Genomic DNA, 8,441 nt, shown 5'->3' with positions numbered 1-8,441 from the left:
GGTATGGAGCCCGTAGATCCTCTCCATGGGAAAGCGATCGAAGAGCCCATCCTCGATCATCGCTTTGGCTCCCGCGCCCCCCTCTTCCGCCGGCTGAAACACCAGCACCACTCTGCCGTCGAAGGCCGCCGACTCTTTCAAAACTTTCGCCGCCGCCAGCAGCATGGTCACATGCCCGTCGTGGCCGCAGGCGTGCATCACCCCCTCGTTGCGTGACGCGTAGGGAAGCCCCGTCTCTTCGGGGATGGGCAAGGCATCCATATCTGCCCGCAGGCCGATACTCCTTCCGGCACTTCCTTTGTCGATCCAGGCAACGATCCCGGTCCCGCCGATTCCTTCTTCATAAGGAATCCCGTACCGTTCCAGCTCCCGGCAGATCCGCGCCGCTGTCCGGTGCTCCTGATACCCCAGCTCCGGCATACTGTGAAGTTCGTGCCGCAGGGCTTTGTAGTAGTCCAGATCCAGTTCGGTCTTTCGGGTCATATTCACCTCGTCAAAATTCTCTGCATTCGGGAAAATCAAAAGAGCGATCCACTATCATCTCCCACTGCTTTGGGCGGCTTGTGAGGGGGATGGAGCGGATCGGTTATCTCCTCTACACTCTCCCCTTCCACGGTACCGCTCGCTCCCGAATCTTCGTCCAGCGGGATCATCTCCACATCTTCTGTCCCGGAAGTCTCCTGAGTCGGCTCCTGCTCTGAACGGGTGGCATTGACCGATTCACTCTCCCTCTCTTCACCTACGGAATGGGCCGGCTGCGGCACGAATCCTTCGTCGAGGAAATCACCGCTCTGAGCTTTGGGCAGCGGAGAAGTGCGGGTATGGAACTCTTTGTGCCCATCGACCTCTCCGACAAAAACACCGTCGGGCACCGGGAAGGTCCGCGGCATATTGGGGTCGAGCTTCAGTAGCTTCCGGTAGAAATAGGCAAAAGCCGGCGCCGCCACGGAACCGCCGGTGGCATGGCGTCCTATGGGACGGTTGTTGTCCCGCCCGTACCAGGTGATGGTGGTCACCGAAGGCGAATAGCCGCAGAACCAGGCATCGACTCCGTCGTTGGTCGTGCCCGTCTTGCCGGCCAGTTCGATCCCCTTGACCGCCGCCTTTCGCCCGGTGCCGCGTTTGATGACATCCTCCAGGATACTGGTCATCAGATAAGCCTGCTCCGGGCGGGTGAAATCGGCGATCTCCTTGGGCTTGGTCTCGTAGATTACCGCGCCTTCCTTGGAGACGATTTTGCTCACCAGACGCGGTTCGATCATATGGCCGTAGTTGGAGAAGACCGTATAGATCTGTGCCATTTTCTGGGGACTGATCGCCAGGTTTCCCAGCGCGATGGAGAGGTCGTGGGGGATATTTTTTACATCCAGTAGCGCCAAACGCTTGCGGATGGTCTCCACGCCGATATCGTAGACCAGGTTGATCGTCGCCAGGTTGCGGGAGTGCACCAGGGCCTCCCGCAGGGTAATGAAGCCTTTGAAATCCCGTTCATAGTTTTTGGGAGCCCAGATTTTGCGCTTGCCGTTTTTGTAATACTGGAAGGTTCTCGCCAGATCGGTCAGCTTGCTGGCGGGGTTGTAGCCCATATCCAAGGCCGTTTGGTAGATAAAGGGTTTGAAGGCCGATCCGGGCTGGCGCCGGGCCATTGTCACTCGGTTGAAGGCGCTTTTTTTGTAATCGACCCCTCCCACCATCGCCAGAATATCCCCGGTACGATTCTGCACGGCGATCATCGCCCCGTTGAGTTTGGTATTTTTGGGGTTCTCTTTGTAACGTTTAAGCAGGCGGTCAAAACCGTACTTCACTGCCTCCCTGGCCGCCTGCTGCGTCGGCAGATCGATCGTGGTATAGATCTTGTAACCACCGGTGCGGATATCCCCCAGTTTTCCCCGGAAGCGGCGCAGCACCTCATCCACGACATAAGGCGCCACATTCTGGCTCAGGGAGGTATGGTAGACCTTGGGCACCTCCTTGGTCGCTTGGCGATACTGCGCTTCGGTGATCCATCCCAGGCTCTTCATCCGGTAGAGAATGGCATTGGCCCGGTTGAGGATCCGTTTGTAGTGGCGACGGGGATTATAGTAGCTCGGCGCATTGGGCAAGCCCACCAAAATGGCAATCTCTTTGAGGGTCAAATCTTTGAGCTTTTTGTGGAAATAGCCTTGGGCGGCGGTTTTGACCCCGTAGTAGTTGTTGCCGTAGGCGATTTCGTTGAGATAGCGCTCGATAATCTGCTCTTTGCTCAGGACATTCTCGATCTTGATGGCCAGGATCGCCTCTTTGATCTTCCGGGCCAGTTTTTTCTGACTGGAGAGGAGCTTGTTCTTGACCAGCTGCTGGGTCAGCGTGGAACCTCCTTCCACGAAATGGCCCGCCTTGATATCGGCGATAAAAGCACGGATAATGGCGTCGGGGTTGATGCCGTGGTGTTCGAAGAAACGGGTATCTTCCGTGGCGATCAGCGCCTCCACCAGTTGGGGCGGAAGTTCGTCAAACGTGGCGTAGAGGCGATGACGGCGCTTGAAGACATAGGCCAGATGCCTCCCATGCCGGTCCAGAATTTCGCTGGAGAGCTCGGGGCGATAATCGATGATCTGCTTGGCGTCGAGCTTCACCTCCTGATAGGCGTAGACAAAAGCCCCCACCAGTGCCACAAAAAAAAGAATGGCCAGAAGGATGGAGCCTTTGACAAAGCGATTGATCATGTACGAAACTCCCTGTTGGCGAAACTCGCCTCCACCAGACGGCGGGTATAGTCGCTTTGGGGATGCTGAAGCACGGTGGTACTGGAGCCGCTCTCTACGGCCTTTCCCTCCCGGATCACCAGCATCTCACGACAGATCTTTGCCGCCAGGTTGATATCGTGGGTGACGAAGAGCATCCCGAAGGCGAAGCGTTCCTGTAATTCTACCAGAATGCGGGCCATCTCCTCCCGCAGTTTCGGGTCCAGGGCCGTAGTGGGCTCGTCCAGGAGAATCAGCTTCGGATCGCTGCTGAGCGCCATGGCGAAAATGATCCGCTGCAGCTGCCCCCCGCTGAGCTGGGGCGGATAGCGGTCAAAGAGGCTCCACTCCAGCCCCAGGAGATCAAAAAGCTCCCACGCCCGCTCCTCGGAAGCGAACCACTGACGACGGATCCTGGTCAGAGGTGAGAGGGCGGTAAAAGGGTTCTGGGGGACAAAAGAGAGTGTCTCCCCCCGGATCAGCTCAAAGGGGGCCTCGATCTCAAGCTCTGAGTGCAGATTGCCCGGCAGCATCCCCAGCAGGGCTTTGAGAGTGAGGGATTTGCCGCTGCCGCTTTGTCCCACCAGGGCCAGAGAGTGCTCGACGGAGAAGCTCAGATCCACCAGCGGGTGGCCGCCTTCGGTGATGTGCAGCCTTTGTACCCGGATCACAGAAGTCTCTCCAGTGCCTCGAACATCGCTTTGAGCTCCTTTTTGGAGGCTCCCAGCCGCGGAATGATCCGCAGTATCGGCCGCTGCACCGTCGGCTGGCGAATGGCGCCGACCAGCCAACCCCGCTCCTGCAATGCCTGTTGCAGACGCAGGGCTTCGGCGTTGGAATCCACTTCGATCGGAAGAATCTGGGATGCCATCTCGATCCCGGTCAACTCCCGGACGATGCAGCGGCGTTTTTCCAGACGACGACGCAGTTTTTTGGCGTGCTTGCGGATATACTCGAGATTCTCCAATGCCAAGGCGGTATCGATCACCGAGGGGGCGGTGGAGTAGATGATGGGTTTGCTCCGGTTTTCCAGATACTCCACGATATGTCGGCTCGCCAGGATATAGGCGCCGTAGCTGCCGTAGGCCTTGCCCAAAGTTCCCATCTTGATGTGTCGGGGCTGCGGGACGATACCGTAGGCTTCGAAGATTCCCAGCAGATCTTTGCCTAATACACCGGAGCTGTGGGCCTCGTCCACGATCAAGAGTGCCCCCTCTTCCTCGACCACGTCGAAGATCTCCTTCGCCACCCGGTCGCCCCCCATGGAGTAGACCCCTTCTATGGCGACGACATTGCGTTCCGCGTCACTTTCCCGCAGCAGCCTCCGCAGCTCTTCGGCATCGTTATGGCGAAAGCGAATCACCCGATCCCCCAGCAATCCCGTGGCCATCATCCCGCTGGCGTGATACTCCTCGTCGATGAAGAGGCGATCTTTTTTACGCACCAGCGCTTCAATCAGCCCCAGGTTGGCCAGAAAACCGCTGCCCACGACCATCCCCGCCTCGAAGCCGTTGAGTTCGGCGATGCGGGTTTCAAAAAGCTGATGAATGGGATGATAACCGTTGACCAGCATACTGGCCTTGGGACCGTGGTCGGGAAATTCCTTCAGACGTTCGACTGCCCGCTTGAGCTGTTTGCGCCTGCCGGCCAGCCCCAGATAGTCGTTGGAGGCGAAATCGACGAGGCTCGGATCGTAGAGCTTTCGCCGACGGAAACGTCCCGCTTTTTCCAGTGCTCTGAGTTCCCGACTGTAGGGCATCGTCTCTACGACTCCAACCAGGGACGGAGAATCTCCACCTGCAGGCCCATGGCGGTACTCTCCAACCCCCTCACTTCCCGGATGTAGGGTTTGCAGAAGCCTTCGACCATACAGGCCCCCGCCTTGCCCTGCCATTCGCCACTCTCGAGATAGCGTTCCAGCTCCGCCTCGTCGAAGGGGGCAAAGCGGTAATGGGTCGCTGAAAGATCCAGGAAATAGCGGGAAGCCGATTTGAGATGGGCGCAACTGACGATAGCGATCTCGTTGCCGCTGAGCAGCCGCAGGATCCGCTCGGCATCCTTCTGATCCTTCGCTTTGCGCAAAATCTCTCCCGAGGGCCCCGCCACGACCGTATCGGCTACCAGCAGCGGTATCTCCAGGCCAAAAGACGCTTCCGCCGCTTCGAGTTTGCCCTTGGAGGCGTGGTAGACAAACTTGCGGGCATCATTGATTTGCAGAGACTCTTCATCGAACTCCACCGGTGACTGGATAAAGTCGATACCGAAGTCCCGCAGCAGTTTGGCCCGGCTTTCCGAGGCGGAACAGAGACGAATCATGAGAAACTCCTTTGGAGTTTCTCAAGTGAGGAGTGAAGAGTGAAGAGTAAGGATTTTTTGTAGCGTGGGATTGCTATCCCACAAAACGGTGAATGGTGAATGATGAATGGTGAATGGTTTTGGTGGGCTTTGCTTCGCAAAGCCAATTTATTAAAATCGTCGCCAAAGGCGACCCCATCATCCAAAATCCAAAATCCAAAATCCATCATCCTCAAAACCCTCTCAAGCTGATTCCCAGCCAGACCGCCACCAGCCCCAGAGCGATGTTGATCGGCAGGAGCAGGTTGGGGATGTTCGCCACCAGGGCTTTGGCACCTGCCAGGTCTCCGGCATTGAAACGGCGCTGGGCCCGGATCCGTTTGATATACATATAGGTGTAGTTCAGAGCCATCACGGTCCAGATGATCTCTTTGAAGATAAAGATCGCTTTGTCGGGGCCTTGATGGCCCCCCAGGGCGATGGCCATAATGAGGCCGGTCACAACGATAAGGATGACGAAAATCATCACCAGATTGAAGAGGCGTGCGGTAATCTCCAGAGTCTTCCCCAGTTTGATTCCGGGATCTTCGATGCTCTGCATCACCGGATGGACCGCCACCCGTACGGCGATCATCCCGCCGATCCAGATGATGGCCCCCAGGACATGGATGAAAACGATAAGGTGAGCGTAATTTTGAAACAGATCTTGCACAGTGACTCCTTCAATTCAGAGAATATCTCTCCGAAATATGCCGGAAATTTGTTAACGGCATTCCAACATGAGATAGCAATGCCAATACTCGCGAAGTGAGGATCGCAGTAGGGTGGGCTCTTTGAGCCCACCATCTCGAAGTTAAACACTCAAATCAAAATTATATCGCTCTTGAAACCTCATCTTTATTCGGTGGGCCCGAAGGGCACCACCCTACACCTGATTCCTATTTCCTCAAAGATCGAGAACCCGAAACTGCTCATCCAAATAAGCCCGCGCCGCTTTCATCGCCTCGGGCAGCTTCTCGGGGAGTTTCCCGCCGGCCTGGGCGAAGTCGGGGCGCCCTCCCCCACCGCCGCCCAGGATCGGGGCGATCTGTTTGATCCAGTCCCCGGCCTTGACGGGGGTATTCTTGCTGCCGGCGGCCAGAAGGACTTTGTCGCCCTTTTTCTGAAAGAGCATCACCGCCACTTTTTCATGGCGGTTTTTGATCTCGTCGATGAGCTTTTTGATGTCACCGGCTCCCACCTCATCCACGATGACGGTGATGTCGCCGATCTTCTCCTCGGCCAGCTCCTTGCTTCCACCCGCCAGAGCGGCATCCAGCTCGCTCTTGAGGGTTTTGATCTGCTCTTTGAGCTTGCGCACCCCGGTGAGAGGATCGGGATTTTTGAGCTCTTCGCTCAGCTCGGCTCGCTCCCGGCGCAGCAGCTCCACCTGCCGCAGCGCCTCCCGGCCGCAGACAGCTTCGATCCGCCGCACTCCGGCGCTCACGCCCGACTCTTTGGTGATGAGGAAGAGACCGATCTCGGCGGTGTTGTGGACGTGGGTGCCGCCGCAGAGTTCGATGGAGGCGTCGCCCATTTTGACCACCCGCACCTCATCGCCGTATTTTTCGCCAAAGAGGGCCATCGCCCCCGCCTTTTTGGCCTCGTCGATGGACATCACTTCCGTTTTGGCAGGGATCGCCCGGTCGATCTTGTCGTTGACCCAGGCTTCCACGGAGCGGATCTCTTCACGGCTCAGGGCCTTGGGGTGGCTGAAGTCGAAGCGCAGGCGGTCGGCTTCCACCAGTGATCCTGCCTGGGTAACATGCTCCCCCAGGATATCCCGCAGCGCGGAGTGCAGCAGGTGGGTAGCGCTGTGGTGCTTGGCGATCTGGCGGCGGGAGTCGTCCACCACCGCTTCAACCTTCTCCCCGACTCGCAGAACACTTCCCTCCGTATCGACCAGGGAGAGGTTGAGATCGTTGAATTTCCGGGTATCGAGGACTTTGATATTGGGACCGCCGTCCCAGACGATCAGTTCTCCCCGGTCGCCGACCTGGCCGCCGGACTCGGCGTAGAAGGGGGTGGGTTCGAGCATCACCCAGCCCATCCCGCTGAGCTCTTCGACCTCCTGATAGCTCTCATCCAGCAGAGCGACCACCTGGCTCTCCACATCGGTCAGCTCGTAGCCCACGAAGCAGTTGACGCCGTGCTTCTCCTCCAAGGCTTTGAAATCGCCGCTGACAGCGGCGTCGCCGCTGCCCTTCCAGGCGGCGCGGGATTTGGCCTTTTGCTCCGCCATCTTGGCCTCGAAGCCCTCCAGATCCAGCTCGATCCCTTTTTCTCTCAGCATATCCTGGGTCAGATCCAGGGGGAAGCCGAAGGTATCGTAGAGTTTGAAGGCCACTTCGCCGCTGAAGACATCCTTGGTGCGTTCCAGCTCTTCGGCAAAGAGTTTGATCCCCGCTTCGATGGTCTCGAAGAAGCGCTCCTCTTCCAGCTTCATGGCCGTCTTGACCGCTTCGGCGCGCTTGGGGAGGTAGTCGTAGTGCTCCCCCATCTGCTCGACGAGGGTATCGACCAGACGGTGCATAAAGGGCTCCCGCATTCCCAGAAGGTATCCGTGACGGATCGCCCGACGCATGATCCGCCGCAGGACATAGCCCCGCCCCTCTTTGTCGAAGTTGACCCCCTGGGCCAGCAGGAAAGTGGTGGAACGCAGGTGATCGGCGATGACCCGGTAGCTGGCGATGGTATCCTCGGTAGGCTCTCGGCCTACGATCTCGGTGATCTTCTCGATCAGGGGGCGGAAGAGAGAGGAGTCGTAGTTATTGAAGACCCCCTCTTTGATCGCCACGACCCGTTCCAGCCCCATCCCGGTATCGATGGAGGGTTTGGGCAGAGGGTGGAGCACCCCTTCGCTGTCGCGCTCGTACTGCATGAAGACCAGGTTCCATATCTCCAGGAAGCGATCCCCGTCACCCCCCATGTGATCCTCGGGCCCGTGGAAGTGCTCCTCGCCCTGATCGTAGAAAATCTCACTGCAGGGACCGCAGGGGCCGGTATCGCCCATCTGCCAGAAGTTGTCCTTGTCCCCGAAACGCATAATGCGATCTTCGCTGATGTGTTCTTTCCAGAGATCGTAGGCTTCGTCATCACTCTCGTGAACCGTCACCCAGATCTTCTCGATGGGCAGCGCCAGATACTCGTCACCGGTGACGAACTCCCAGGCGTAGGCGATGGCATCCTTCTTGAAATAGTCGCCGAAGCTGAAGTTCCCCAGCATTTCGAAAAAGGTGTGGTGCCGGGCGGTGTAGCCGACGTTGTCCAGGTCGTTGTGCTTGCCGCCTGCACGGATGCAGGTCTGAGAGCTGGTGGCCCTGGGCGGCTCGGGAATGGGAGCCTCCCCGGTGAAAATGCTCTTGAACTGCACCATCCCGGCGT

Annotated in this window: 7 protein-coding genes; all 7 read right to left on the bottom strand. The window is 58.0% G+C overall.

The genetic code is table 11. The annotated features are described in order from the left end of the window. Positions 1-483: amidohydrolase (locus F8I07_RS00965; protein ID WP_292654549.1), on the bottom strand; the 483-nt coding region annotated here is incomplete at its 3' end. Positions 484-518: 35 nt separating this feature from the next. Next, positions 519-2,705 (bottom strand): transglycosylase domain-containing protein, encoded by a 2,187-nt coding sequence (locus F8I07_RS00960; protein WP_292654546.1) that lies wholly within the window; start codon positions 2,703-2,705, stop codon positions 519-521. After that, entirely contained in the window at positions 2,702-3,394 is a 693-nt protein-coding gene (locus tag F8I07_RS00955; protein ID WP_292654543.1) for an ATP-binding cassette domain-containing protein, read from the bottom strand. Before F8I07_RS00955 ends, F8I07_RS00960 begins: the two co-directional genes overlap by 4 nt. Next, complete coding sequence (locus tag F8I07_RS00950) at positions 3,391-4,482, bottom strand: aminotransferase class I/II-fold pyridoxal phosphate-dependent enzyme (protein ID WP_292654540.1); 1,092 nt, start codon at positions 4,480-4,482, stop codon at positions 3,391-3,393. The genes F8I07_RS00955 and F8I07_RS00950 overlap by 4 nt, the downstream gene beginning before the upstream one ends. 5 nt (positions 4,483-4,487) lie before the next feature. Continuing rightward, on the bottom strand, positions 4,488-5,039 hold the full coding sequence (gene maf / locus F8I07_RS00945) for a septum formation inhibitor Maf (protein WP_292654537.1): 552 nt from the start codon (positions 5,037-5,039) through the stop codon (positions 4,488-4,490). A 211-nt stretch (positions 5,040-5,250) separates the two neighbouring features. Continuing rightward, positions 5,251-5,730 (bottom strand): hypothetical protein, encoded by a 480-nt coding sequence (locus F8I07_RS00940; RefSeq protein ID WP_292654534.1) that lies wholly within the window; start codon positions 5,728-5,730, stop codon positions 5,251-5,253. 234 nt (positions 5,731-5,964) lie between these two features. Next, a partial coding sequence (alaS, locus tag F8I07_RS00935) for an alanine--tRNA ligase (protein ID WP_292654532.1) occupies positions 5,965-8,441 on the bottom strand: 2,477 nt, incomplete at its 5' end.

The sequence above is a fragment of the Nitratifractor sp. genome (assembly GCF_015487065.1).
Taxonomy (GTDB): Bacteria; Campylobacterota; Campylobacteria; order Campylobacterales; family Sulfurovaceae; genus Nitratifractor.
The sequence above is the reverse complement of the archived record's forward strand: the minus strand, read 5'-3'. Positions and strand labels throughout refer to the sequence as shown.